23 protein-coding genes and 1 pseudogene are annotated in these 24,655 nt (G+C 59.8%); 11 read left to right on the top strand and 13 right to left on the bottom strand.

Annotation, left to right across the window (positions count from 1 at the left end):
• Window positions 1-28: 28 nt before the first annotated feature.
• Window positions 29-820, bottom strand: coding sequence for an IclR family transcriptional regulator (locus KGB18_RS15070; protein WP_201061900.1), 792 nt, complete (start codon window positions 818-820; stop codon window positions 29-31).
• Between the two features lie 163 nt (window positions 821-983).
• On the opposite strand from KGB18_RS15070, the gene hmgA reads away from it, so the two are divergent.
• From hmgA to maiA, 3 genes are read left to right on the top strand one after another with little or no spacing between them, the layout of a single operon-like run.
• A complete protein-coding gene (hmgA, locus tag KGB18_RS15065; protein ID WP_201061899.1) occupies window positions 984-2,288 on the top strand; it encodes a homogentisate 1,2-dioxygenase in 1,305 nt (434 codons plus the stop codon).
• A 3-nt stretch (window positions 2,289-2,291) separates the two neighbouring features.
• On the top strand, window positions 2,292-3,596 hold the full coding sequence (fahA, locus tag KGB18_RS15060; RefSeq protein WP_123719973.1) for a fumarylacetoacetase: 1,305 nt from the start codon (window positions 2,292-2,294) through the stop codon (window positions 3,594-3,596).
• A 12-nt stretch (window positions 3,597-3,608) separates the two neighbouring features.
• A complete protein-coding gene (gene maiA, locus KGB18_RS15055) occupies window positions 3,609-4,244 on the top strand; it encodes a maleylacetoacetate isomerase (protein ID WP_123719972.1) in 636 nt (211 codons plus the stop codon).
• Window positions 4,245-4,348: 104 nt separating this feature from the next.
• On the opposite strand, the gene KGB18_RS15050 is transcribed toward maiA, so the two are convergent.
• A complete protein-coding gene (locus KGB18_RS15050) occupies window positions 4,349-5,152 on the bottom strand; it encodes a SirB1 family protein (protein ID WP_223570175.1) in 804 nt (267 codons plus the stop codon).
• 183 nt (window positions 5,153-5,335) lie between these two features.
• Between KGB18_RS15050 and KGB18_RS15045 the strand changes: the two genes are divergently transcribed.
• The 4 genes from KGB18_RS15045 to KGB18_RS15030 all read left to right on the top strand — a co-directional run bounded on the left by KGB18_RS15045 (window position 5,336) and on the right by KGB18_RS15030 (window position 9,693).
• Window positions 5,336-6,355 (top strand): Glu/Leu/Phe/Val dehydrogenase family protein, encoded by a 1,020-nt coding sequence (locus KGB18_RS15045; RefSeq protein ID WP_223570174.1) that lies wholly within the window; start codon window positions 5,336-5,338, stop codon window positions 6,353-6,355.
• A 123-nt stretch (window positions 6,356-6,478) separates the two neighbouring features.
• A complete protein-coding gene (pdhA, locus tag KGB18_RS15040) occupies window positions 6,479-7,573 on the top strand; it encodes a pyruvate dehydrogenase (acetyl-transferring) E1 component subunit alpha (RefSeq protein ID WP_201061896.1) in 1,095 nt (364 codons plus the stop codon).
• Window positions 7,566-8,555 (top strand): alpha-ketoacid dehydrogenase subunit beta, encoded by a 990-nt coding sequence (locus tag KGB18_RS15035; protein ID WP_123719969.1) that lies wholly within the window; start codon window positions 7,566-7,568, stop codon window positions 8,553-8,555. Before pdhA ends, KGB18_RS15035 begins: the two co-directional genes overlap by 8 nt.
• Before the next feature lie 28 nt (window positions 8,556-8,583).
• Window positions 8,584-9,693 carry a dihydrolipoamide acetyltransferase family protein gene (locus KGB18_RS15030; RefSeq protein WP_123719968.1) on the top strand — a complete coding sequence of 370 codons (1,110 nt, stop codon included), beginning with the start codon at window positions 8,584-8,586 and terminating at the stop codon, window positions 9,691-9,693.
• A 159-nt stretch (window positions 9,694-9,852) separates the two neighbouring features.
• Here KGB18_RS15030 and KGB18_RS15025 read toward each other — a convergent pair.
• Window positions 9,853-10,107, bottom strand: a pseudogene (locus KGB18_RS15025) (YebG family protein); the annotation flags it as partial.
• Between the two features lie 359 nt (window positions 10,108-10,466).
• Here KGB18_RS15025 and KGB18_RS15020 point away from each other — a divergent pair.
• Window positions 10,467-10,967 carry a phosphate-starvation-inducible protein PsiE gene (locus KGB18_RS15020; RefSeq protein WP_007903272.1) on the top strand — a complete coding sequence of 167 codons (501 nt, stop codon included), beginning with the start codon at window positions 10,467-10,469 and terminating at the stop codon, window positions 10,965-10,967.
• Here the strand turns inward: KGB18_RS15020 and KGB18_RS15015 are convergent.
• The 3 genes from KGB18_RS15015 to KGB18_RS15005 all read right to left on the bottom strand — a co-directional run bounded on the left by KGB18_RS15015 (window position 10,964) and on the right by KGB18_RS15005 (window position 14,233).
• Entirely contained in the window at window positions 10,964-11,281 is a 318-nt protein-coding gene (locus KGB18_RS15015; protein ID WP_123496706.1) for a DUF3509 domain-containing protein, read from the bottom strand. The genes KGB18_RS15020 and KGB18_RS15015 overlap by 4 nt on opposite strands.
• Window positions 11,282-11,491: 210 nt before the next feature.
• Window positions 11,492-12,793, bottom strand: a complete 1,302-nt coding sequence (locus tag KGB18_RS15010) for a serine/threonine transporter (protein WP_038979021.1) — start codon at window positions 12,791-12,793, stop codon at window positions 11,492-11,494.
• Window positions 12,794-12,856: 63 nt separating this feature from the next.
• Window positions 12,857-14,233 carry an L-serine ammonia-lyase gene (locus KGB18_RS15005; RefSeq protein WP_223570173.1) on the bottom strand — a complete coding sequence of 459 codons (1,377 nt, stop codon included), beginning with the start codon at window positions 14,231-14,233 and terminating at the stop codon, window positions 12,857-12,859.
• A gap of 135 nt (window positions 14,234-14,368) precedes the next feature.
• Here KGB18_RS15005 and KGB18_RS15000 point away from each other — a divergent pair, with 135 nt between their 5' ends.
• Window positions 14,369-15,316 carry a LysR substrate-binding domain-containing protein gene (locus KGB18_RS15000; RefSeq protein ID WP_123719965.1) on the top strand — a complete coding sequence of 316 codons (948 nt, stop codon included), beginning with the start codon at window positions 14,369-14,371 and terminating at the stop codon, window positions 15,314-15,316.
• A gap of 214 nt (window positions 15,317-15,530) precedes the next feature.
• A complete protein-coding gene (locus KGB18_RS14995; RefSeq protein WP_008070486.1) occupies window positions 15,531-15,938 on the top strand; it encodes an HPF/RaiA family ribosome-associated protein in 408 nt (135 codons plus the stop codon).
• A gap of 255 nt (window positions 15,939-16,193) precedes the next feature.
• Here the strand turns inward: KGB18_RS14995 and fecA are convergent, their stop codons facing one another.
• The 4 genes from fecA to KGB18_RS14975 all read right to left on the bottom strand — a co-directional run bounded on the left by fecA (window position 16,194) and on the right by KGB18_RS14975 (window position 21,128).
• A complete protein-coding gene (gene fecA / locus KGB18_RS14990; protein WP_223570172.1) occupies window positions 16,194-18,527 on the bottom strand; it encodes a TonB-dependent Fe(3+) dicitrate receptor FecA in 2,334 nt (777 codons plus the stop codon).
• 127 nt (window positions 18,528-18,654) lie between these two features.
• Complete coding sequence (locus KGB18_RS14985) at window positions 18,655-19,593, bottom strand: FecR domain-containing protein (protein WP_201061891.1); 939 nt, start codon at window positions 19,591-19,593, stop codon at window positions 18,655-18,657.
• Window positions 19,590-20,078: a sigma-70 family RNA polymerase sigma factor gene (locus KGB18_RS14980; protein ID WP_123719962.1), complete on the bottom strand. Its 489-nt coding sequence runs from the start codon at window positions 20,076-20,078 to the stop codon at window positions 19,590-19,592. Before KGB18_RS14980 ends, KGB18_RS14985 begins: the two co-directional genes overlap by 4 nt.
• A gap of 174 nt (window positions 20,079-20,252) precedes the next feature.
• Window positions 20,253-21,128, bottom strand: a complete 876-nt coding sequence (locus KGB18_RS14975; protein ID WP_123719961.1) for an AraC family transcriptional regulator — start codon at window positions 21,126-21,128, stop codon at window positions 20,253-20,255.
• Between the two features lie 137 nt (window positions 21,129-21,265).
• On the opposite strand from KGB18_RS14975, the gene KGB18_RS14970 reads away from it, so the two are divergent.
• The gene (locus tag KGB18_RS14970) at window positions 21,266-22,168 is read left to right on the top strand and encodes a DMT family transporter (RefSeq protein ID WP_123719960.1); all 903 of its coding nucleotides are present in this window, start codon (window positions 21,266-21,268) and stop codon (window positions 22,166-22,168) included.
• A 27-nt stretch (window positions 22,169-22,195) separates the two neighbouring features.
• Here the strand turns inward: KGB18_RS14970 and KGB18_RS14965 are convergent, their stop codons facing one another.
• The 3 genes from KGB18_RS14965 to KGB18_RS14955 all read right to left on the bottom strand — a co-directional run bounded on the left by KGB18_RS14965 (window position 22,196) and on the right by KGB18_RS14955 (window position 24,492).
• Window positions 22,196-22,705 carry a DUF2165 family protein gene (locus KGB18_RS14965; RefSeq protein ID WP_123719959.1) on the bottom strand — a complete coding sequence of 170 codons (510 nt, stop codon included), beginning with the start codon at window positions 22,703-22,705 and terminating at the stop codon, window positions 22,196-22,198.
• Between the two features lie 191 nt (window positions 22,706-22,896).
• The gene (locus tag KGB18_RS14960; protein WP_223570171.1) at window positions 22,897-23,871 is read right to left on the bottom strand and encodes a 2-hydroxyacid dehydrogenase; all 975 of its coding nucleotides are present in this window, start codon (window positions 23,869-23,871) and stop codon (window positions 22,897-22,899) included.
• Between the two features lie 243 nt (window positions 23,872-24,114).
• Complete coding sequence (locus tag KGB18_RS14955; RefSeq protein ID WP_123719957.1) at window positions 24,115-24,492, bottom strand: DUF6124 family protein; 378 nt, start codon at window positions 24,490-24,492, stop codon at window positions 24,115-24,117.
• Window positions 24,493-24,655 lie beyond the last annotated feature (163 nt).

Raw genomic sequence — 24,655 nt, 5'->3', positions numbered from 1 at the left:
AAGGCTGGCCGTTGCTTCCAGATCCCGCTCAGCGGTTGAAGTCTTCAGATTGATACCCCATCCGCCAACTCACGGCCCGCGTCGCCGCCAGCAAACGCTGCGCCGCCGGGCCGTTTTCATCGGCGTGAAACAACGACGTCGGGCCGACGATGGTTATCACCGCCGCTACCTGTCCGACCGCATTGAACACCGGCGCCGACAACGCATCCACGCCGGGCATCAGCAAGCCGTGAACATGGTGCAAGCCGCGTTCGCGGATCTGTTCGCACAATGTGGTGTAAGCCTGCTCATCGGCCAACGGATGAGCTTCGACGGCGCGGACCTCTAGATCGCGCAATTCATCGGTTTCGCGATGAGGCAAATAGGCACTGAACACCAGTCCTGTCGACGAACTGAGCAACGGTAAAACCGAGCCCAATTGCGTGACCACTGTCACCGCGCGCACCGCCGGTTCGATGTGCACCACCGTCGCGCCCTGATTGCCCCACACCGCTATAAAGCAGGTCTCATTCAGCTCATCACGCAACTCGGCCAAGGGCAGGGCGGCGACTTTCAGCACGTCCATACTGTTCAAAGCAGCCAGGCCGACTCGAAGCGCTTCACGGCCGAGACCGTAGTGGTTGGTGGCGGGGTTCTGCTCGGCAAAACCGCTGGCGATCAATGCCTGCAGATAGCGATGCACCTTGCTCGCCGGCATCTGCACGTGTTCGGCCAGGCGCGACAGCGAGGTCGACGGTGACAGCTCGGCAAGCGCCTTGAGGATGTCGGTGCCGACCTCGGCCGAGCGGACTTTCTGTTTACCGTTGCTTTCGCTGGTCATGAGGCGGTGTGATCCCGGGACGAATGGGCGTCTTTATAGCTTGACGGTCAATACCAATCAAATTACGTTATGCGTAATTGAATTACGATAAAAATAACCCAGGCGTGCCAAGACCTCTTCAGCAGAGTGACAGGCCATTGCCTACTCCCGTTCAGGAGGCTCCATGAACCTCGATTCAACGGCGCCAGCACTGGCTTACCAGTCAGGCTTTGGCAACGAATTCAGCAGCGAAGCGTTGCCCGGCGCACTGCCCATTGGCCAGAACTCCCCACAAAAAGTCCCTTACGGCCTGTACACCGAACTGTTCTCCGGTACGGCGTTTACCATGGCTCGCAGCGAAGCACGACGGACCTGGATGTACCGCATTCAGCCGTCGGCCAACCACCCGGCATTCGTCAAACTGGATCGGCAACTGGCCGGCGGTCCATTGGGTGAAGTAACCCCCAATCGCCTGCGCTGGAACCCCTTGGACATTCCGACCGAGCCGACCGATTTCATCGACGGGCTGGTGAGCATGGCCGCCAACTCGGGCGCGGAAAAACCGTCCGGGATCAGCATCTATAACTACCGCGCCAACCGCTCCATGGAGCGCGTGTTCTTCAATGCCGACGGCGAACTGCTGCTGGTGCCGGAACTTGGCCGTTTGCGCATCGCCACCGAACTGGGCGTGCTGGAGCTGGAACCGCTGGAAATCGCCGTCCTGCCTCGCGGGCTGAAATTCCGCGTCGAACTGCTCGACCCGCAAGCCCGCGGCTACATAGCCGAAAATCACGGCGCGCCATTGCGCCTGCCGGATCTGGGGCCGATCGGCAGTAACGGCCTGGCTAATCCCCGCGACTTCCTGACGCCAGTGGCCCATTACGAAAACCTCAAGCAACCGACCACCCTGGTGCAGAAATTCCTCGGCCAATTGTGGGGTTGTGAGCTTGATCATTCGCCGCTGAACGTGGTCGCCTGGCACGGCAATAACGTGCCGTACAAATATGACCTGCGCCGTTTCAACACCATCGGCACGGTCAGTTTCGATCACCCGGATCCGTCGATTTTCACCGTCCTGACCTCGCCGACCAGCGTGCACGGTTTGGCCAACCTCGACTTCGTGATCTTCCCGCCACGCTGGATGGTGGCCGAGAAGACATTCCGTCCGCCGTGGTTCCACCGCAACCTGATGAACGAATTCATGGGCCTGATCCAGGGCGAATACGATGCCAAGGCCGAAGGTTTCGTGCCTGGCGGTGCGTCGTTGCACAGCTGCATGAGCGCCCACGGCCCCGACGGCGAGACCTGCACCAAGGCGATCAACGCTGAACTGGCGCCGGCTAAAATCGATAACACCATGGCCTTCATGTTCGAGACCAGCCAAGTGTTGCGTCCGAGCCGATTCGCCCTGGATTGCCCGCAACTGCAAAACAATTACGACGCTTGCTGGGCCACGCTGCCCGCCACTTTCGACCCGACCCGGAGATAACCCATGACTCAGACTTCCATCACTCGTAGCTGGGTTGCCTCCGCCAACGGCCACGCGGATTTTCCGCTGCAGAACCTGCCGTTGGGCGTGTTCAGCGTGAAGGGCTCCGCGCCGCGCAGTGGCGTGGCGATCGGCGATCACATTTTTGATCTGGAAGCGGCACTGGATGCCGGCCTGTTCGAGGGCATTGCGAAGAAAGCAGTCGAAGCCACCCGTGGCGGTCAGTTGAATGCGTTCTTCGAATTGGGCCGCGAGGCTCGTGTCGCTTTGCGCGAACGTCTGCTGGAACTGTTTGCCGAAGGCAGCACCCTGCACGGCAAGATCGAGGCTCAAGGCGCCAAACTGCTGCCGCTGGCGGCGGATTGCGAAATGCACCTGCCGGCGAGGATCAACGACTACACCGACTTCTACGTCGGCATCGAGCACGCGCAGAATGTCGGCAAACTGTTCCGCCCGGACAACCCGTTGCTGCCGAACTACAAGTACGTGCCGATCGGTTACCACGGCCGTGCATCGACCATTCGCCCGTCCGGCACTGACGTTCGCCGTCCGAAAGGCCAGACCCTGCCGGCCGGCCAGACCGAGCCGACGTTTGGCCCGTGCGCACGTCTGGACTACGAACTGGAACTGGGTATCTGGATCGGTCAGGGCAACGCGATGGGCGACTCCATTCCCATCGGTGATGCCGCCGACCACATCGCCGGTTTCTGCCTGCTCAACGACTGGTCGGCGCGGGACATCCAGGCCTGGGAATACCAGCCGCTGGGGCCGTTCCTGTCCAAGAGTTTCATCACCAGTATTTCGCCGTGGGTGGTGACGGCCGAAGCGCTGGAGCCGTTCCGTCGTGCGCAGCCTGCGCGCCCGGAAGGCGATCCGCAGCCGCTGCCGTACCTGTTCGACAAACGTGATCAGGCCGCCGGTGCCTTCGACATCGAACTCGAAGTGCTGCTGCTGACCGAATCGATGCGCGAGCAAAATCTGCCAGCCCATCGCCTGACCCTCAGCAACACCCAACACATGTACTGGACCGTTGCACAACTGGTTGCGCACCACAGCGTCAACGGCTGCCAGTTGCAGGCCGGTGATCTGTTCGGTTCGGGCACGCTGTCGGGCCCTGAAAACGGTCAGTTCGGCAGCCTGCTGGAAATCACCGAGGGCGGTAAAAAGCCGATCGAACTGGCGTCGGGCGAGGTGCGTAAATTCCTTGAGGACGGCGACGAAATCATTCTGCGCGCGCGTTGCAGCCGCGAGGGTTTTGCTTCCATCGGTTTTGGCGAGTGCCGTGGCAAAGTGCTGCCAGCACGCTAAGAGGATCGGGGCATGGAACTCTATACCTACTACCGTTCGACCTCGTCTTACCGGGTGCGTATCGCGCTGGCGTTGAAGGGGCTGGATTACCAGGCGCTGCCAATCAACCTGATTGCGCCGCAAGGTGGCGAACATCGGCAGCCGACTTATCTTGGCATCAACCCGCAAGGCCGGGTGCCGGCCTTGCGCACTGATGAGGGCGAGTTACTGATCCAGTCACCGGCGATCATCGAATACCTGGAGGAACGTTATCCACAGGTGCCGCTGCTGTCCAAAGACCTCGCCGCCCGCGCTCATGAGCGTGGCGTGGCGGCGGTGATCGGTTGCGATGTTCACCCGCTGCACAACGTCAGCGTACTCAACAAGCTTCGGCAGTTGGGGCACGATGAGCCGCAGGTGGTGGAGTGGATCGGTCACTGGATCAGCCAAGGGTTGGCGACGGTGGAGCAATTGATCGGTGACACCGGTTATTGCTTTGGCGATCAACCGGGGCTGGCGGACGTCTATTTGATCCCGCAGTTGTATGCAGCCGAGCGCTTCAATATTTCATTGGAAGCCTACCCGCGAATTCGTCGGGTGGCGGCGCTGGCGGCGACACACCCAGCCTTCTTCCTGGCCCATCCGGCGAATCAGCCCGATACCCCATAACAAGGTTGTCAGAAACAAGATCAAAAGATCGCAGCCTTCGGCAGCTCCTACAGGGTGTACGCCATCCCAATGTAGGAGCTGCCGAAGGCTGCGATCTTTTGCTTTTAATGCACGACCGAATTCGGCGGCAAATGCCCGAGCCGTTCAGTCAGGCGAATCCGCTGGATCGGATCGTCACTGAGCAGCAGCGCATGCTCCAGGTCAAAGCGCTCGGCATTCGGGCAGTCCAGTCGTTGATAGAGGCTGGCCCGGGCCAGATAGTCGGAGGCGCTGGCGTTGCCCAATTCAAGCACGCGCTCGGCGTCGATCAGGGCGTCGATGTAGTCGTCATTCGTGAGGTGCAACTGGCGCAGGTTGCGCGACAGCCGCTGCAGCATCTGCACCGGTTCGGCAGTCAGTAAATGCTCGGCGCCGAGCTTCATGTTCGGGCCGTACTGGCGTTGCAGCAGTTCGCGGCAATCATTGGGGTACAACCGTCGCCCGCCGCACGGGTCGAGCAGGTGATCGGCGCCTTGCACCCGCAGCAGGAAATGCCCGGGAAAGTTGACCCCGACCATGGGGATCTCCAGCCTTCTGGCCAGTTCCAGGGCAATCAGGCCCAGCACCAGCGGTTGTCCCCGCCGACGTTCCAGTACTTTATTGAGTAACGCCACTTGCGGACGCAAGGGCGTGGAGTCGTCCTGAGCGAACCCCAGGTCATTCATTCGCCGCAACAACGGTTGGGCCAATTCACTCACCGGCAGCATCGGCAACCCGTAGCTGACCCGTTGTTGCAGGTCCTTGAAGTCCGCCAGCACGGCCTCGGGATCCAGCTCTTTATCGTGTTCGACAGCAATCCACAGCGCCGCCTCGAACAGCGCGGGCGGTGATCGTTGCAGACAATCGAAAAAACGTTGGCGCGGGGTCATCAAAATCTCCGGGCAATGCCTCGTTTTAGCCCCGTCACACGCTTTCGTCCAGTGCTGCACACAGGTGGTAACAGGTTATGTCCGAAAGCGTTCAAAGCGACGCCGCTTATTCCGGTGCGCTTCTGCAATTTTTGTGCGCAAGCCTATACTGGCGACTACAAGAAGTGATTCGGGAGCCCTACGATGTTCGCTCTCATGCAAAGCACTCGCCTTGAATCGCTGCACCTGAGCGTCGATCCGGTCACCGGATTGAAGGCGGTGATTGCCATCCACAACAGCCGTCTGGGGCCTGCCCTGGGCGGGTGTCGTTACCTTGCTTACCCCAGCGATGAATCCGCGATCGAGGATGCCGTGCGCCTTGCCCAAGGCATGAGTTACAAGGCGGCCCTGGCCGGCCTGGCTCAGGGCGGTGGCGTTGCGGTGATTCTTCGCCCGGCTCATGTGGAAAACCGTGCCGCGCTATTTGAAGCCTTCGGGCGCTGCATCAACGAACTCGACGGTCGCTACATCACTGCCATCGACGCCGGCACCTCGGTGGCGGACATGGATTGCATCGCTCAGCAAACCCAATTCGTCACCAGCACCACTGCCGCGGGCGACCCTGCACCACACGCCGCCATGGGTGTATTCGCCGGCATTCGCAGCACTGCCATGGCCCGCTTGGGCAGCGATAATCTCGAAGGTTTGCGCATAGCCATTCAAGGCCTCGGCAATGTCGGTTATGCCCTGGCCGAACAGCTACACGCGGCCGGTGCCGAACTGCTGGTCAGCGACATCGATCACGGCAAAGTACAGCTGGCCATGGAGCAGTTGGGCGCTCATCCGATCGCCAACGACGCGCTGCTCAGTACACCGTGCGACATACTCGCGCCCTGCGGCCTGGGCGGTGTGCTAAACACCAACAGTGTGTCGCAACTGCGCTGCGCGGCGGTCGCAGGTTCGGCAAACAACCAGTTGATCCATCTGGAAATCGCCGATCAGCTGGAGCGCCGGGGCATTTTGTATGCGCCCGATTACGTGATCAATGCCGGCGGGCTGATCTACGTTTCGCTCAAACACCGCGGGGAAGAGCTGACGACCATTACCGCGCACCTTTCGAAAATCAGTTCACGGCTGACCGAAGTATTCGCCCATGCCCAAGCGGAAAAGCGTTCTCCGGCCCGGGTGGCGGATGAGTTGGCGGAGAAAGTGTTGTACCGGTGACGCTGTACCGGTGAAAAGTTTGAAAGGAGTGAGAGCCTATCCGGCCATTGCTCCCCAAGCCCTGCGCCACAAGCGTCGGGCCTGACAAATGCACGCCGACTCACGCGTGCCAGGAGCCCTGTGATGCTTCACAAGGTTGAGCTGCCGTACACCCGATTTCTATCCCCTGACGGCCAGTTGCTTGGCGATCTTCCCGACTGGGCCGACGATTTCAATCTGTTGACGCGCCTGTATCGGCAGATGGTCCTGACCCGCCTTTTCGATCAGAAAGCTGTCGCCTTGCAACGCACCGGGCGCATCGGCACTTATGCGCCGACCTTGGGCCAGGAAGCCATTGGTGTCGCGGTCGGCAGCCTGATGCACGCCGAAGACGTACTGATCCCCTATTACCGCGACACCGCCGTGCAGTTGATGCGCGGTGTGCGCATGGAAGAAATCCTCTTGTATTGGGGCGGCGATGAGCGTGGCAGCGACTTCGCCGACCCGGCGGTCGCTCAGGATTTCCCGATCTGTGTGCCGATTGCCACTCAAGCCCTGCATGCCTGCGGCGTCGCCAGCGCCTTCAAGATCCGCGGCGAGCATCGAGTCGCGGTCACCACCTGCGGCGACGGCGGAACCAGCAAAGGTGATTTCCTCGAGGCACTCAATGTCGCTGGCGCCTGGCAATTGCCAGTGGTGTTTGTGATCAACAACAACCAATGGGCGATCTCAGTGCCGCGACGCATTCAGTGCGGTGCCCCGACCTTGGCGCAGAAAGCCATTGGCGCTGGCTTCCACGGCGAGCAAGTCGACGGCAATGACATGCTCGCCGTTTACGACCGCATGCAAGCAGCCCTCGAACGGGCGCGCCACGGTAAAGGCCCGGTGCTGCTCGAATGCCTGAGCTATCGCCTCGGCGATCACACCACGGCCGACGATGCCACGCGCTATCGGCCGGCGGAGGAGGTCAAGCAGGCCTGGCTCGAAGAACCGATCAAACGCCTGCAACGCTTTATGGCCGGGCAGGGGGTGTGGGATGAAAGCCGCGAACAGGCACTGATCAGTGAATGTCAGGGCCTCGTGCAGCAGGCTGTGGATAACTTCGAAGCGGCGGGCCTGCAGGCGCCGGAGTCGGTGATCGATCATGTCTACGCCCAGTGGCCGCAAGCCCTGGCCGAACAGCGCGAAGAATTTCTCGAACGGGTGGCGCGCCGGACGGGAGGTTCGGGCCATGAGTAACGGTAAGGTGACGCTGCTGGAAGCGGTGAATCTGGCGTTGCATCGGGCCATGAGTGAAGACGAAAACGTCATCGTCCTCGGTGAAGACGTCGGGGTGAACGGGGGCGTGTTCCGCGCCACGCTGGGCCTGCGCGACAGCTTTGGTTTCAAGCGGGTGATCGACTCGCCGCTGGCCGAAACCATGCTCGGCGGGCTGGTGGTGGGCATGGCGGCCCAGGGTCTGAAACCGGTGGTGGAAATCCAGTTCATGGGTTTCATCTACGCCGCCATGGAGCACTTGGTGTCTCACGCCAGCCGCATGCGCAACCGCACGCGCGGGCGGATCACCTGTCCGATGGTGATGCGCACGCCCATGGGGGCAGGGATTCGCGCGCCAGAACATCACAGCGAAAGCACCGAAGCCTTGTTCGCGCATATTCCGGGGCTGCGGGTGGTGATCCCGTCCTCGCCGGCCCGGGCCTATGGCTTGCTGCTCGCGGCTATCGACGACCCGGATCCAGTGATATTTCTCGAGCCAACCCGACTCTATCGAATGAACCCGCAACCGCTGCTGGATGACGGCAAGCGCCTGCCACTGGACAGCTGTTTCACATTGCGTGAAGGCAGCGACCTTACCTTGATCAGTTGGGGCGCCAGCGTGATGGAAACCCTGCAAGCCGCCACGCAACTGGCCGAGCGGGGCGTCTCGGCGGAAGTGATTGATGTCGCCAGTATCAAACCGCTGGACCTCGACACGATGGAGGCCTCGGTGCGCAAGACCGGTCGCTGCGTGATCGTGCATGAAGCGCCACGCTCCTGCGGGGTCGGCGCGGAAATCGCCGCCAGTCTCTACGAACGGGTATTTCTGGAGTTGCAGGCCCCGATCCAGCGAGTCACCGCGCCAGACATCCCGCCGCCGCTGTATCGACTGGAATCGCTGTACATGCCCGGCGTCGAAGACATTCTTCATGCCTGCGACACCGTCATGCAGCACTACCCCTGAAGAGACGCCTGAGGCCGAGGAGGTTGCGATGAAATACTTCAAACTGCCGGATCTGGGCGAAGGCTTGCAGGAAGCGGAAATCGTTCGCTGGCACGTCAAGGTCGGCGATACCGTCAAGGCCGACCAACTGCTGGTGTCGGTGGAAACCGCCAAGGCGCTGGTGGACATTCCCGCGCCCTACGACGGCGTGGTGGCGAAAACATTCGGTGGCGAGGGCGACATCCTTCACGTTGGCGAACCTCTGCTCGGTTACGAAGGCGAAGCGGATGCGGGCACTGTGGTCGGGCGGCTTGAGGGCGGCGGTACGAATCAGGAGGATGCATTTTTCATCGGCGCTGCACCTTCGACTCGTGAGCACCTGGCGAACCGTGCCACGCCGGCGGTGCGTCAACTGGCTCGGCAGCTCGGTGTTGAACTGAGCACCTTGATCGGCTCCGGCCAGGACGGCCAGATCACCCGCAGCGACGTAGAGAATTCGGCCCAGACGGAACGCGAACGCTTCGGCGGCGAGAAGCTGCGCGGTGTGCGACGCAGCATGGCACTGAACATGGCCAGGTCCCATGCCGAAGTGGTGCCGGTGACTATTTTCGGTGATGCCGATTTGTATCGTTGGGGACAGGCGCGAGAACCGCTGATTCGTCTGGCCAAGGCGATGGCGGCCGCCTGCGCCGTAGAGCCGGTGCTCAACAGCGCCTTCGATGGTAAAACCCTGGCGCTCAAGCAACACGAACGGCTCGATCTGGGCATTGCCGTGGATACCCCGGACGGCTTGTTCGTGCCGGTGCTGCGCGATGTAGGCAATCGCACGTCAGCGGATTTGAAGGAAGGCGTCATGCGTCTGCGGGCCGACGTGCAGGCGCGCTCGATCCCGCCTAAGGAAATGATGGGGGCGACCCTGACCCTGTCGAACTTCGGCACCTTGTTCGGCCGCTACGCCAACCCGGTGGTGGTGCCGCCGCAAGTGGCGATCCTCGCTGCCGGGGCGATCCGCGATGAACCGGTGGCGGTCGAGGGGGCAGTGGTGGTGCATCCGATCCTGCCGCTGTCCCTGACCTTTGATCATCGAGTGGTCACCGGTGGCGAGGCGGCGCGATTCTTCAAAGCGTTGGTCGAGGCGCTGGAACAACCCGAGGCCTAGGTTTCCTGCAGGCATGAAAAAGGCCCTGAGCCATTTGATTCAGGGCCTATTCAATTCGGGCATTGCTTACTTTGGTGTCTTGGCGGCTTTGGCTGGCTTGGTCGGCTCAGCGCCCGCTACTTCAACTGGCGCAGCTACTTCAACAGGTTCAATGGCTTCGGCGGGTGCATTCAGCAGTTCGGACAGTGCGTCCGGCTGGCTCTTGAATGCCTTGGCGAATACATCACGGTTCTTCGCCATGTAAATTCCGGCTTCTTCCACTTGCTGTTCGGTCAGGGACGGAACGGCTTTTTGCAACACTTCAGCCAGCAATTCGGCCAGTTCGAGCATTTTGTCATGACGGTCAGCTTCGGCTTTATCCATGAACAAGCGCTCCAGATCTCGGCTGCTGCGGTATACCACTTCGACGGCCATTCACCACCTCACATGCCTTCACATTAGTTGTCTGTTTCGACCACTGTATTTATATACAGCGAAAAGGATAAGCGAATCCCTGCGCTTTGGGTAGTGGCTTTTTAATGTAGACCGAATTCAGGGTTTGTCAGGTGAACCGTGGCGCTCCCATCGCGAGCAGGCTCGCTCCCACAAGGATCACCGCTGAACCCTGTGGGAGCGGGCTTGCCCGCGATGGCGTCCGTCCAACCACCGCCAACGTGTCTCATGTCACGCAGCCATCATCTCACCCAACAGTATCTGGCCTTTTTTCTGCATGCAGAACAACCGTCACGTCCAACCCGCATCATCCGCTCGAACCGAGCTAAGGAACAATCAAAGTGAAAATCAACTGGGCCGAGAACCTGCGGCAGAACGTGCACCAACTGGCCGAGTCCCTGGGCAACCTGTTCGTCGAGACCTTCCACTACCTGGCGCTGTTCGCCATCGGTGCGGTGACCGCGTGGGCGGCAGTGATGGAATTCCTCGGGATGCTCGAACAGGGGCACATCAAGATCGATGACATCTTGCTGCTGTTCATCTACCTGGAACTGGGGGCGATGGTCGGGATTTACTTCAAGACCAACCACATGCCGGTGCGCTTCCTGATCTACGTGGCGATCACCGCACTGACGCGGCTGCTGATCTCCAACGTCTCGCACCACAATCCGCCGGACCTGGGGATCATCTACCTGTGCGGCGGGATTCTGCTGCTGGCGTTTGCGATTCTGGTGGTGCGTTACGCCTCGTCGCAATTTCCTTCGGTGAAGATCGAACACCCGCAACGCAAGATCGGTGCGGGTTCCGGTGAGCATCCCGAGGTGGAGAAGGGCGAGATTTAAAGCCCCATTGAAGGTCGGGGCCGGGATTTGACCAAGGGCGGCGGCGGGTTGCGATTGTCGCCGTCGGTCATGGCTTCAAGTATGGCCACGGCGCTGTGGCCCTGTTCGATGGCGATGCCGAATTGAATGCTTTGCACCAGGCGTTTGAGGCGCTTGGGGTCATTGCGCTGTTCGGCACTGATCATCCGTTTGGCCACTACGCGGCCACTTTTGGAGAGGGTCAGCATGATGCTGCCGTCCAGCCCCTGAATGCTCAGGTTAACTTGATAATCCGGTGCAAAGGCATCGGTAATGAGCTGAAAAGGGTTGTCCATAATGCGTCACCGCCTGATTGAACGTGCAGTTGTTGACGGCCGTGATCGGGATTAGTTCGCAACACCAGACCACCGGCCTTCCATGTTCATGCGCTTTCATCCGTGTTGCGTAGGGGATATAGCAAGGTGCATGCCGGAAAAATTGTCGAACAATGAACACGGCAAAAAAATGGCGAGCACCCTGGCCCGCCTTCTTTTTGCCTGCCCGTTTCAGGGCATGAACGAGTAGATGATCGCAGACAGTGCAATCAAACCGATCAACACCACGAACACGTTCGAGGCCTGATTCGAGTACTGGCGCAAGGCCGGCACGCGGTGGATGGCGTACATCGGCATCAGGAACAACAGGCACGCGATGATCGGCCCGCCGAGGGTTTCGATCATGCCCAGGATGCTCGGATTGAAGGTCGCGACGGCCCAGCAGCTGAGGATCATGAACAGCGCAGTGATGCGGTTCAGCCAACTGGCGGACATGACGCGACCACGGCCACGCAGGCTTTTCACGATCAGCCCCTGAAAGCCTTCGCTGGCGCCGATGTAATGGCCGAGGAAGGATTTGGTGATCGCCACCAGCGCAATCAATGGTGCGGCGTAAGCGATGACCGGAGTCTGGAAGTGGTTGGCCAGGTACGACAGGATCGAAATGTTCTGCGCCTTCGCTGCGGCCAAATCAGCCGGGGACAACGCCAGCACGCAGCTGAAGCAGAAGAACATCACCGTGACGACCATCATGACGTGAGCGATCGCGAGAATGCCGCTGCTTTTGCGTTCGGCTTGCTCGCCGTAACGCTGTTTCTGATCGACGGCGAAGGCGGAGATGATCGGCGAATGGTTGAACGAGAACACCATCACCGGAATCGCCAGCCATAAGGTCTTGAAGAACAGTGGCAGCGGCATGCCTTCACTGGCGGTGGCAAAGAACGCGCCGTTCCAGTTCGGGATCAGGCTGACGCCGAGCAGCAGCAACGCCGCAACGAACGGATAAACCAGCACGCTCATGCATTTGACGATGACCCCCTGACCGCAACGGACGATGGCCATCAAGCCGAGAATCAACCCCAGCGACAGGATCGCCCGAGGCGGCGGCGTCATGTGCAACTGGTGCTCCATGAGGCTGCTCAGGGTGTTGGTCAGCGCCACGCTGTACACCAGCAGAATCGGGAAGATCGCGAAGAAATACAGCAGCGTGATCAGCTTGCCGGCGCCGATGCCGAAGTGTTCTTCCACCACTTCGGTAATGTCCCCGGAGCGGCCTGACAATACAAAACGCGTCAGGCCACGGTGGGCGAAGAAGGTCATCGGAAACGCCAGCACCGCCAGTATCAGCAGCGGCCAGAAACCACCGACACCGGCGTTGATTGGCAGGAACAACGTGCCAGCGCCAATCGCCGTGCCATAGAGGCCAAGCATCCAGGTGGTGTCGTGTTTACTCCAGCCTTTGTGGGATATTTCGCTATTGCGTGTCAGGTCTACAGCGGGATTATCGGCAGCGGGTGTACGTACATCGGTCATCGTTTTTGCCTCGTTATTATTCTTGCTCGGGCTCACGTGTTACGGGCTGTCAGGAAATGTTCTTCAACATTCAACCCAGCTAACAGCCAGGCCGCCCCGTGAAGTTTCTTTGTATTTGTCGTGCATGTCGGCGCCGGTATCGCGCATGGTGCGGATCACCCGGTCCAGGGAAATGAAGTGCTTGCCGTCGCCACGCAGGGCCATTTGCGTGGCGTTGATCGCCTTCACGGCAGCGATTGCGTTGCGCTCGATGCACGGCACCTGCACCAGACCGCCGACCGGATCGCAGGTCAGGCCGAGGTTGTGTTCCAGGCCGATTTCGGCGGCGTTTTCCAGTTGCTCGGGAGTCGCTCCGAGTATGTCGGCCAGGCCGGCGGCGGCCATGGCGCAGGCGGAACCGACTTCGCCCTGGCAGCCGACTTCGGCGCCAGAGATCGAGGCGTTTTTCTTGCAGAGGATGCCTACAGCGGCAGCGCCCAAAAAGAACGCCACGACGTCATCGTCCGACGCGTCCGGGTTGAATTTCATGTAGTAGTGCAGCACTGCGGGAATGATCCCCGCCGCCCCGTTTGTAGGCGCGGTAACCATGCGTCCGCCGGCCGCGTTTTCTTCGTTCACGGCGAGGGCGAACAGGTTGACCCACTCCATGGCTGACAGGGTGGAGCTGATGACATTCGGTTTGCCGATTTCCAACAGACTGCGGTGCAATTTCGCGGCGCGACGCGGAACATTCAGACCGCCGGGCAGGATGCCTTCGTGGCGCAAGCCTTGCTCGACGCATTCACGCATCACCGACCAGATATGCAGCAACCCCTGGCGGATCTCGGCGTCGCTGCGCCAGGCCCGTTCGTTGGCCATCATCAGCTCGGAAACCCGCAGACCGTGTTGGTTGCAGAGCTTGAGTAATTCGGCGGCGCTGGAGAAATCGTAGGGCAAGACCACATCGCTGGCCGGCGCAATGCCGGACTCGGCTTCGGCTGCTTCGATGATGAAACCACCGCCCACCGAGTAGTACGTCTGCTCGAACAGCTCACCGGTTTCGCCGAAGGCTGTCAGAGACATGGCGTTGGGGTGGTAGGGCAGGCTCTCGTCGAGCAGCAGGAGATCGCGTTGCCAGTTGAAGGCAATGGTCGATTCGCCGGCCAGACTCAATTCGCCGGTTTCACGCAAGGTTTGGATTCGGCTGTCGATTGAGTTCGGATCAATGCTGTCTGGCCATTCGCCCATCAGGCCCATGACGCAGGCACGGTCGGTCGCGTGGCCGACGCCAGTGGCCGAAAGGGAGCCGTAGAGTCGGATTTCTACCCGCCGTACGTCGGCCAGTAAATATTGATCAATCAGTGTCTGGGCGAAGGACGCGGCGGCGCGCATCGGGCCGACGGTGTGGGAGCTGGACGGACCGATGCCGACTTTGAAGAGATCGAAAACACTGATAGCCATGCTAAAGCCTATACAAGCAATGGAAGAGAAATCGCTGCCATTTCTGTAGGACAAGCGCAATGTCGGCGATACTGCCAACCTCGGTCCTACGTGACCAACGAAACTTCCTAAGACAGCCTTTAGCAGGACTAAACAATGAGTCGCCAATTGCACGCCCAGACTTACGTCTGGCTGCACGTGTTTTCGTGTGCCGCGCGGCACTTGTCCTTCACCCGTTGCGCCGAAGAACTCCACATCACGCCGGGGGCGGTCAGTCAGCAAATTCGCCAACTGGAAGAGCGGCTGGGTTTTCGCCTGTTTCATCGTCGCGCCCGGGGCGTGGAATTGAGCGCCGAAGGCCAGCGATTGGCTATCACTGTCAACGAAGCCTACGGCAGCATCGATGCGGAGTTGCGACGACTGGATGCGGGAATGATCAGCGGGATTTTGCGATTGCGCTCGATTCCCTCGTTCCTGAGCAAGTGGCTGACCCCGCGCCTGCCGCGTTTGCAACAGCGCTTTCCGGATATTCAGCTGCGGCTGGTGGCCGAGGACAGCAGTGTTCCGTTGCACGAAGGTGACTTCGATCTGGCGATTGACCTGAACGACGGCAGTTATCCCGGATTGTTATCCACAGCCTTGTTGGATGAGCAGATTTTTCCGGTCTGCGCTCCGAGCCTGTTGCGCGGAAGGCCGCCACTGCACGGTCCGGCGGATCTGGTGCATTTTCCGTTGCTGCACGACATCACCGCCTGGCGCGGCAGTTACGAGTACGCGGAATGGGAGTTTTATCTCAACGCTATCGGCTTCGAAGGCGCGGATGTGCGGCGCGGGCACACCTTCAATCGTAACCACCTGACCATCGAAGCGGCGATTGCCGGGATGGGGGTGGCGATTGCGCGGCGAACGCTGCTCAACGATGAACTGGAGCGCGGGACGTTAATCGTGCCATTTGGCCTGGCGGTGCCTAATCACAAGCGTTACGTGCTGCTCTATGCGCCGGGCGCGCTGAGCCATCCGGGCGTACGCGCGGTGCATGACTGGCTGGTGGAGGAGGCGGGGGTTTTTCGTAGCCTGCACCCACTGGCGGAGCGGCAGATGTGAGCAATTATGACAAAAGAGCGAGGCGACCCAACTCCCGACCTTAACAGCGCTTTTGCTCCTTGTCCGGCTTTTTTTGCGTATGAAAATTTATCTTTTCTTAGGGGTTGAAATGTTCTGCGCACACACCGATTGTGTAACCAAGAGGTCACGGTGATGAAGCCCAAGGGCCAGCCGAAGGGCCTCTCGCGAGCTAGCTGAAATAAGGGATGGAACTATGCAAATCCAAGTCAATAGCGATAACCATATTCAAAGCAGCATCCGACTGGAGGAGTGGGTACGTACTACCATTGAGAGCACGCTCGAACGTTATGAGGAGGACCTGACCCGCGTCGAGGTCCATCTGCGGGACGAGAACGGCGACAAGCCCGGTCCCCACGATATGCGCTGTCAGCTGGAAGCGCGGCCAAAAGGCCACCAACCGATTTCTGTCACTCATAAGGCCGCTAACCTGGAACTGGCGATCGACGGTGCGGCCGAAAAACTCGAACATGCGCTTGAACATCTGTTCGGCAAGCTGCGGGGCAAACCACGTGCCGCTGTAGTGCCGTTCGAAAGGCCTACGGCCGATGCGCTGCTGGAAGACGAGTTTCTCGAGAACGAACAGGCTGCACAAAACGGCTGAGGCCTGATTCACTTTTTACCTTCCCACTTTATCTTCACCTAAAAAACGGGCCTGCTTATGCAGGCCCGTTCTTGTTTCAGCATCCACCGGTCCCTGTCGCGAGGGAGCTTGCTGTGGCGAGGGGGCTTGCCCCCGTTCGGCTGCGTAGCAGTCGCAAAACCTGCTATCCGGTTTTGCCTGACACAACTCATTGAATGGTTTTGGGACTGCTACGCCGTCCAACGGGGGCAAGGGTGTGCGCTAGCCGCCATTGAATCAAAAAGCGACCGAAGTCTGCACATACACCGTCCGCGGTTCTCCCACGTACTTGCCCTTGTTGTTATCATCGAACGAGCGGGTGAAGTACTGGTGGTTGAAGATGTTCTTCACCCCCACCGCCACGTTCAGGTCCGACAACTTCGGCCCGAAGTCATACGCCGCGCGACTGCTGAACAACATGTACCCCGCAATCTTGCCGGTGCTGCCATCGGCGCTTTCGGCCGAGGTGTTGGCGTTGTCAGCGAACTGATCACTCTGATAGCTGCTGTCCAGGTTCAGTTTCCACGCGCCTTCGGTATAACCGACGCCGAGCGTGCCTTTGTGTTTCGAGGAGAACGGCACACGATTGCCCTTGTTCGCCCCATCTTCGCGGATGGTCGCGTCCACATAGGCGTATGTCGCGTACACATCGAAACCGGCCAGCGCCGGGCTCAAGTCGTCGAGAGCGTAGTTGATGCTGGTTTCGATGCCTTGATGGCGTGTTTCGCCTCGGGCGATCACCGAGTCGTTGGTTTGATTGCTTTCATACTGGTTGTCGAAGTTGATCAGGAACGCACCAATCTCTGCCCGCAACGCGCCGTTGTCGTAACGGGTACCCAGCTCCCAGGTGCGCGCCTTCTCCGGTTTGACTTCGCCGCTGGTCACCCGGTTAGGCATCTGGCTGTACTGCACGCTGCCGAACGATCCTTCGGTATTGGCGTAGAGGTTCCAGCTGTCGGTCAGGTGATAGAGCACATTCAACGCCGGCAGGGCGGTGTTGTAGTCACCTTTGTATTTCACGTTAGTCAGGTTGTTGGTCTGCTGCGATTCGATCATTTCGTAGCGGATGCCCGGCGTAATCGTCCACTTGCCGATATCGATCCGGTCATCGACAAAGAACGCATTGGCCTCGGTGCCGCCCCGGGTATCGCGGTCGTTGCGACTGCTGGTGGTTGGGTATTCGTTGCTGGCGATCGGCGTGCGGTAGCGCAGTTCGTGGCCGGCCTCGTTGATGTAGCGATAGCCGACGCCGACTTCATGGCTGGTCTGGCCGAGATCGAAGCCTTGGGCGAAACGGGTTTCCAGGCCGCGGACCCAGTATTCACGAGGTGATAGTGAGAGGAACGTGCCCTGGTCCAGATAACCGCTGCGCAGGGTTTTGGTGAAGAAGGTATTGGCGGTGAACTCGCGGCGATCTTCCTGATAGCGATAGCCGAAATTGAACATCGTGCGGCGGCCCCAGAATTGGTCTTTTGGGCGGGTCGACTGGTACGGATCGGCGTCGTAATCGGCGACGTTCAGCCCGCCGGGCATGTCCGCCTTGCCTTCGTAGTACTGGGCCATGGCGTTGAAGCTGTTGGCGTCATCAAGCTGGTATTTGCCCTTGAGGATCAGGTCGTCGATTTCGGTGTCGCTGTGTTCGCGCCAGTCACCGCCGCGGGTGCCCGAGTACAGAATCGCGCCGCCCAGACCGTTATCGGCCGTGCCGCCGGCCAGCAAATTACCGGTGGTTTTGAAGCCGTCATGGCTGGACGATGGACTGGTTTCGGTCTGGAAGCCGCCCTTGACCGTCGGCTCATCGGGAATGGCGCGGGTCACGAAGTTGACCACACCGCCGACGTTCTGCGGCCCGTAGCGCACCGCGCCGCCGCCGCGCACCACGTCGACCGCGTCCATATTGCCCATGCTGATCGGCGCAAACGACAACTGCGGCTGACCATAAGGTGCGAAGGGCACCGGAATGCCGTCCATCAATACCGTGGAGCGTGAAGCCAGCCGTGGGTTGAGCCCGCGAATGCCGAAGTTCAGTGCCATGTCATGGCTGCCGGTGCCGTTGTTGTCTGGCGCGTTGACCCCCGGGATGCGATTGAGCACGTCCCTGGCCTGAGTCGCGCCCTGGCGTTCGAATTCTTCGCGGCGGATCACGTCGCGAGCGCCGGGATGTTCGAAGACGTTGGTTTGAGCTGCATCGCCGAGCCAGTCGCCGACCACTTTAGAGGTGTCCAGCTCCAGCGCCGCATCACCCGCCGGTTGCAGGCTGAAGGCATTGTTGCCCTCGGCGCGAGCTTGCAGGCCGGTGCCTTCGAGCAACGCGCTCAAACCCTGCGAAGGGGTGTAGTTGCCTTCCAGGCCGCGACTCTGCACACCGCTGGTGACCTGCGAGCCAAAGGAGATCAGCACGCCGGCTTCACGGCCAAACTGGTTAAGTGCGTTCTCCAGCGAGGACGGTGCGATGTGGTACGGCTTGGCATCAGCGGCATGCACCAATGGCAGAACGCCGAAGCTCAGGCTGGCGCCCAGCAAGAGTTGGCGCAAGGTGCGAGCCATAGGTGTGAGACGGGTGGGTTGCATGGAGGGCGATCCTGAGAAGGTTGAATCAAGGGGGCTTTCCTTCTCTGTCACGCCAGATCTGAAAAACGGCTCACTTTTTTTGATCTTGCTGTGAAGATCGTTCCCACGCTCTGCGTGGGAACGATCACTAGGCCCGTGCCTCGACCGTCACCCAATACCGGGTAAACCGCCTCACCTTCACCGGCAAACTGATTTCCAGCAGATCAAGGATCCGCTCGCTGTCGTCCAGTGGATAAGTCCCGGAGATCAGCAGATCGGCGACATTCGTCGCGCAATTGAGCTGCCCCCGGCGATAGCGACCGAGTTCATCGAGGAAATCCCCCAGGCGCATGTGCGCAGCCACCAGCATGCCGTCGGCCCAGGCGCCGCTGTTGGCGTCCAGTGGCAGGGGAGCGCTGATGCCGCGTGCGCCGAAGCTCAACTGCCGGGCGGTTTGCAGCATCAGCGGCGCGCCGCCATCGGGCGTCAATTCGACGCTGCCTTCGAACACCGCCACCTCAGTGTGATCGGCAAACTGCCGCACGTTCAGCCGCCCACCTTGGGTTTTCAACAGGCCTTGTGCGGTCTGTACTTGAAACGCCTGGGCGGCGGTCAGCAGCATTTCGCCTTCGAGCAAGCGGATCAGCCGTTGCTGACCTTCGATTCGCACATCGACCGAACTGGCGGTGTTGAGCTGTACTTGGCTGCCATCGCCGAGCGGCACTTTACGTCGCTGGCCGATCGGGCTGCGGTAGTCGGCCAGCAACGGCGTCAGCGGATTGTGTTCACGCATGCTCCAGGTGACTGCAGAACCCGCGCCGAGAATCAGCAACAGCTTCAATGCCTGACGACGGCCGGCGGATTTCGGAGCGTTGAGGGCGGCGTGGGCCAGCGGTGAAGACAAACCGCGCAAGCGTTGATTGACTCGCTGAATATGTTCCCAGGCCCGCCGATGTTCACCGTGAGCATCGAGCCATTGCTGCCAGGCGATTTGCTGGCGCGGGTTCAACGGCCCTTGTTGGATTTCCATCCACCAGTGCACGGCCTGCTCGGCCACTTGAGAGGAAAAATCCGCAGGGCTGTTCATAGTGCGAAGTAGCAGCGCATCGCCGCTTTGTTCAGGTGCCGTTTGACCGTCGCGATGGAAATACCCAGTTCGGCGGCGATCTGTGGATAAGTCAAACCATCGACCTGAGCCAGCAGAAAGGTGCGTTTGACCAGGCGCGGCAAACCGTCGAGCAACTGGTCGAGCTCCATCAGCGTTTGCAGGATGATCGCCCGATCTTCCTCCGACGGCGCGACGATTTCCGGCATCTGCGCCAGCGCATCGAGGTAGGCGCGCTCCAGATCCTGACGGCGGTAATGATTGAACAGCACACGCTTGGCGATGGTGGTGAGGAACGCCCGCGGTTCGATGATTTGGGGCGTTTGCCGTGCCGTCAGCACTCGAATGAATGTGTCCTGAGCCAGATCCGCGGCGCTGTCAGGGCAGCCGAGTTTGCGCCGCAGCCAACCGGTGAGCCAGTTGTGATGGGCGTGATAAAGGACTTCGACGGTAGTGGCTGACGACAACGGAACCGCTCCGGACGTATTTCGATACGTTAGAGAACAAGAATTGTTCGCATTGTAGGGGCGGAGGCTGCATCCGGCAATTGGCTCCTGGCCGGTTTCTCTGATCCGATGATCTGGAGACCGCGTCATCGTTCTTCGCGAGCATAGGCACCGAAAATCCACTGGCTTGCAGCGCTACCGCAAAAACGCCTGCCGATATTCCCCGGGCGTACCACCCAGCGCCTGGCGAAACCGGTTGGTGAAATGGCTGGCACTGGCAAACCCACAGGCCAACGCAATATCCCCCAACGGCTGCGACGTCCCGCGCAGTAACTCTTGCGCGCGGCTCAGTCGCCGAGCCAGCACATACTGATGCGGCGGCAGACCGAAGCTCACACGAAACATCCGCGCAAAGTGGTATTCCGACAGCGCACACAATGCCGCCAACTGCCCGAGGCTGATTGCTTCGGCCATTTGATGGTCGATGAATTCCACCAACTGCCGTCGTTGATGCGCCGCCAATCCACCTTTGAGGCGCAAGCCCTCACGCACGCCGACCTGGCTGAGCAGGGCATGGCTGAGCATTTCGTGGGCCAGGCTGCTGGTGAGTAGACGTTCACCCGGTTCATCCCAGTTGAGGGCGATCAACTGTCGAAAGCGCCGGGCTTGCTGCGGGTCTTCAAGGAACGTGCGCTCGCGTAACTGCAATTCCCGCGGTTCGCGATCCAGCAGCGTGACGCAGCCAAGGGCAAATTGTTCGGGGCTGAAATACAGGTGGGCCAGGCGAATATCGCCATTGATCACCCAGCCTGACTGATGGTCGGCCGGCAGAATGCACAGCTTGTCCGGGCCGCCCTTGGTACCGGGCTGGTCGCGGCGAAAGGTGCCGGTGCCGCCGGCGATGTAGCAGGACAAGGTGTGATGGCTCGGCGCTTCGTAGTCCTGGGCGTCATGGTGGTTGTTCCACAAAGCCGCAGCCATGCCGTCACCGAGCTCGGCGCTGTGCTCCAGGCGAGCGTTGGGCGAGCGGTTAAGCGCTTGAAAGACTTGCAGGGTTTCCAGTGCGGCCATGATCGGTTCTCTCCAACGCTTTGCATCCTACTCCGTAGACGTTGACCTGCCAGCCCGCCGGCCGACAAAAGCGCAAGTTTATGCAAGTGCAAAAGGATTGCGCGCCGGACACTGAAGGCCTATTCAGGAGCCTGGCCATGAACCTCTCGTTATACCTGCTGACCGTGCTGATCTGGGGTACCACCTGGATTGCCTTGAAATGGCAACTGGGCGTGGTAGCGATTCCGGTGTCGATCGTTTATCGCTTCGGCCTCGCTGCGCTGGTGCTGTTCGTGATGTTGCTGCTGAGCCGGCGTCTGCAAGTGATGAACCGTCGCGGGCACCTGATTTGCCTGGCTCAGGGTCTGTGTTTGTTCTGCATCAACTTCATGTGCTTCCTCACCGCCAGCCAATGGATCCCCAGCGGTCTGGTCGCCGTGGTGTTTTCCACCGCCACACTGTGGAACGCCTTCAATGCGCGGGTGTTCTTCGGCCAGAAAATTGCCCGTAACGTGCTGATGGGCGGCGCACTGGGGTTGCTCGGATTGGGCCTGTTGTTCTGGCCAGAGCTGGCCGGTCATACCGCCAGCCCCGAAACCTTGCTCGGTTTGGGTCTGGCGTTGCTCGGCACCTTGTGTTTCTCGGCCGGCAATATGCTGTCGAGTCTGCAACAGAAGGCTGGCCTGAAACCCCTGACCACCAACGCCTGGGGCATGGCTTACGGCGCGGCGATGTTGTCGGCGTGGTGCCTGGTCAAAGGCATCCCGTTCGACATGGAATGGAATGCCCGCTATATCGGCTCGTTGCTGTACCTGGTGATCCCGGGTTCGGTGATCGGCTTCACCGCCTACCTGACGCTGGTCGGACGCATGGGGCCGGAACGGGCGGCGTATTGCACCGTACTCTTTCCGGTGGTGGCGCTGAACGTGTCGGCGTTTGTCGAAGGCTATCAATGGACGGCGCCGGCACTGGTGGGGCTGGTGCTGGTGATGTTGGGGAATGTGCTGGTGTTCCGTAAACCCAAGGCCCCGGTGATGCAAGGTAACGGTAAGTTGGCCTGACGCGCTGAAGATCGGTTCGGATCACGTTCAGCGCTCGATCCGAACTGCAATATAGATCAGCAGTGGAAATATGAAATCGACGATATGTCGCGCCCAGTCCTTATAGTTCCATTTTTCCGAAAGGTCCATGTTGAACCACTCAACGCCGACAACTTGCAGGCCTACGTAATAAATGAAAATAGCGATCAGTAATCCGAGGAGTGCGAACTTCTTTGCCTCATGGAATAGCTCAGCGTCCTTGTTAATATTTCTCAGTAGTTGATAAGTGCCCATGAGGCAAAAGACGGTGTAAATGACTTCAAGTGTGATGATGATCCAGTAGATCCGGTGGTGGAGCATGGGGGAGGTGATGGCTCGATTACTATATTTAAGGCTCTCTCGAGTGGTGTCCATGCTCAGGACGTGCCCGACGTATTCGTAGTTGGTAGCATAGTCGGTGAAGTTGCTATACATCATGAGTAAACCAAATAGGCTCACAAAAAACATAAGGGCTGTTTTGCTGATTCTGATAATTTGGTCGGTGTTTAGAGGGTGCAAGATAGTTGTGCTCCTTGGTGGGTTCCCGTTACGGCCGGGTAAGTAAGGAGAGTCTATAGTGTTGACTGGTTTTTTGGCGTATGACTGAATTTCAAAGTGTGTGATGTTTGTGCGCGATTTATTATTTGTAGTTTGATTGGGGCATCGGGAAACATCGCGGGCAGGCGTTTGAACCGCCTGCCCTTATTTAGTCAGCCTTTCCACACTTGTGGGTTCACCAGATCTTGCGGCCGCTCACCCAACAAGGCACTGCGCAAGTTGGCCAAGGCACGGTTGGCCATGGCCTCACGGGTTTCGTGAGTCGCCGAGCCGATGTGCGGCAAGGTCACGGCGTTTTTCAGTTGGAACAATGGCGATTCGGCCAGCGGTTCTTTCTCGTAGACGTCCAGGCCGGCGCCGCGAATCCGGTTGTTTTGCAGCGCTTCGATCAGCGCCGGTTCGTCCACTACGGGGCCGCGGGCGATGTTCACCAGAATGGCGCTCGGTTTCATCAGCGCCAGTTCGCGGTGGCTGATCAAGTGTCTGGTTTTTTCGCTGAGCGGCACCACCAGGCAGACGAAATCGGCTTCGGCCAGCAGCTGGTCGAGGCTGCGGAACTGCGCACCGAGCTCCTGTTCCAGTTCGGTCTTGCGGCTGTTGCCGCTGTAGATAATCGGCATGTTGAAGCCCAGCCGACCGCGACGGGCGATGGCCGCGCCGATGTTACCCATGCCGACAATCCCTAAGGTTTTGCCATGCACATCGCTGCCGAACAACGGCGCGCCGACGGTGGCTTGCCATTGGCCGGCCTTGGTCCATACATCCAGCTCGGCGACGCGGCGGGCGCTGCTCATGAGCAAGGCGAAGGCCAGGTCGGCGGTGCTTTCGGTGAGGACGTCGGGGGTGTTGGTGAGCATGATCCCGCGTTCGTTGAAGTAGGCGAGGTCGTAGTTGTCGTAGCCGACCGAGACGCTGGAGACAACTTCCAGTTTGCTGGCGTTTTCCAGTTGCGCGCGACCGAGTTTGCGACCGACGCCGATCAGGCCGTGGGCGTGGGGCAGGGCTTCATTGAACTGGGCGTTGATGTCGCCGTTTTTCGGGTTCGGCACGATCACGTCGAAGTCTTGTTGCAGACGTTCGATCATCGGTGGGGTGATACGGCTGAAGGCGAGGACGGTTTTTTTCATTGGAGGCGGCTCGTCGGGCTTGGAGAATGCCAAGCACGCTAACATTCTTCCCGGACATTATGCGAGCGCTCGAATTGCCGGGTGTACGGCATCCAAAACTGTAGGAGCGACCTGTGGCGAGGGGGCTTGCCCCCGTTGGGTTGCGAAGCAGCCCCAAAATCTCTGATGTACCAAAAATCGTGTGAGTGCTACGCACTCAAACGGGGGCAAGCCCCCTCGCCACAGTTCGCTCCTACAAGGGGATCAGCTGTGTGGCGCGGAATTTGGTACGTTGAGGTTATCCAGCATCCGGTTCACCGCCAGCTCAGCCAGCATGACGATCTGCTGAATCGCCATGGCCGTATTCCGATGCGGGCCTTCCAGATAGGTCGCAAAATTGCTGGCCATCACACTGGCCTGGGCCAACGACTCACAGGTGTGGGCCAACAGGTCTTCGTCCTTGATCGCCGGTGCGAGCATATACATCGTACTGGGTTTGCGGATGGTCGGTGATTTGAGGGCCGCGGGATTGAGGTAGTGATTCAACGCGCGTTCAGCGGCTTCGTTGAGTTTTTTGGAATTGGGGGATTCGTAGGGGGAAACGTCGTCGGTTTCCGGGGGATTCGGTGTTTCTTTGATCATGGGAATTACTCTATGACAGGATTATAGAGCTGCTATTTTCGTTTCCAAGCGAAGGGTGGCAGCCATGCGCGGTCTGGAAAACCGGAAATCCCATCAAACCCGGCAGACCCGAAGGTCTCCCGCGCACAGCCGCCATAACAAGGAATTGCGTGCAGAAAAAAGC

The sequence above is a fragment of the Pseudomonas sp. BF-R-26 genome (genome assembly GCF_019947395.1).
Taxonomy (GTDB): Bacteria; Pseudomonadota; Gammaproteobacteria; order Pseudomonadales; family Pseudomonadaceae; genus Aquipseudomonas; species Aquipseudomonas farris.
Note: the sequence above shows the minus strand (reverse complement) of the source record. Positions and strands in the feature narration are given on the sequence as shown.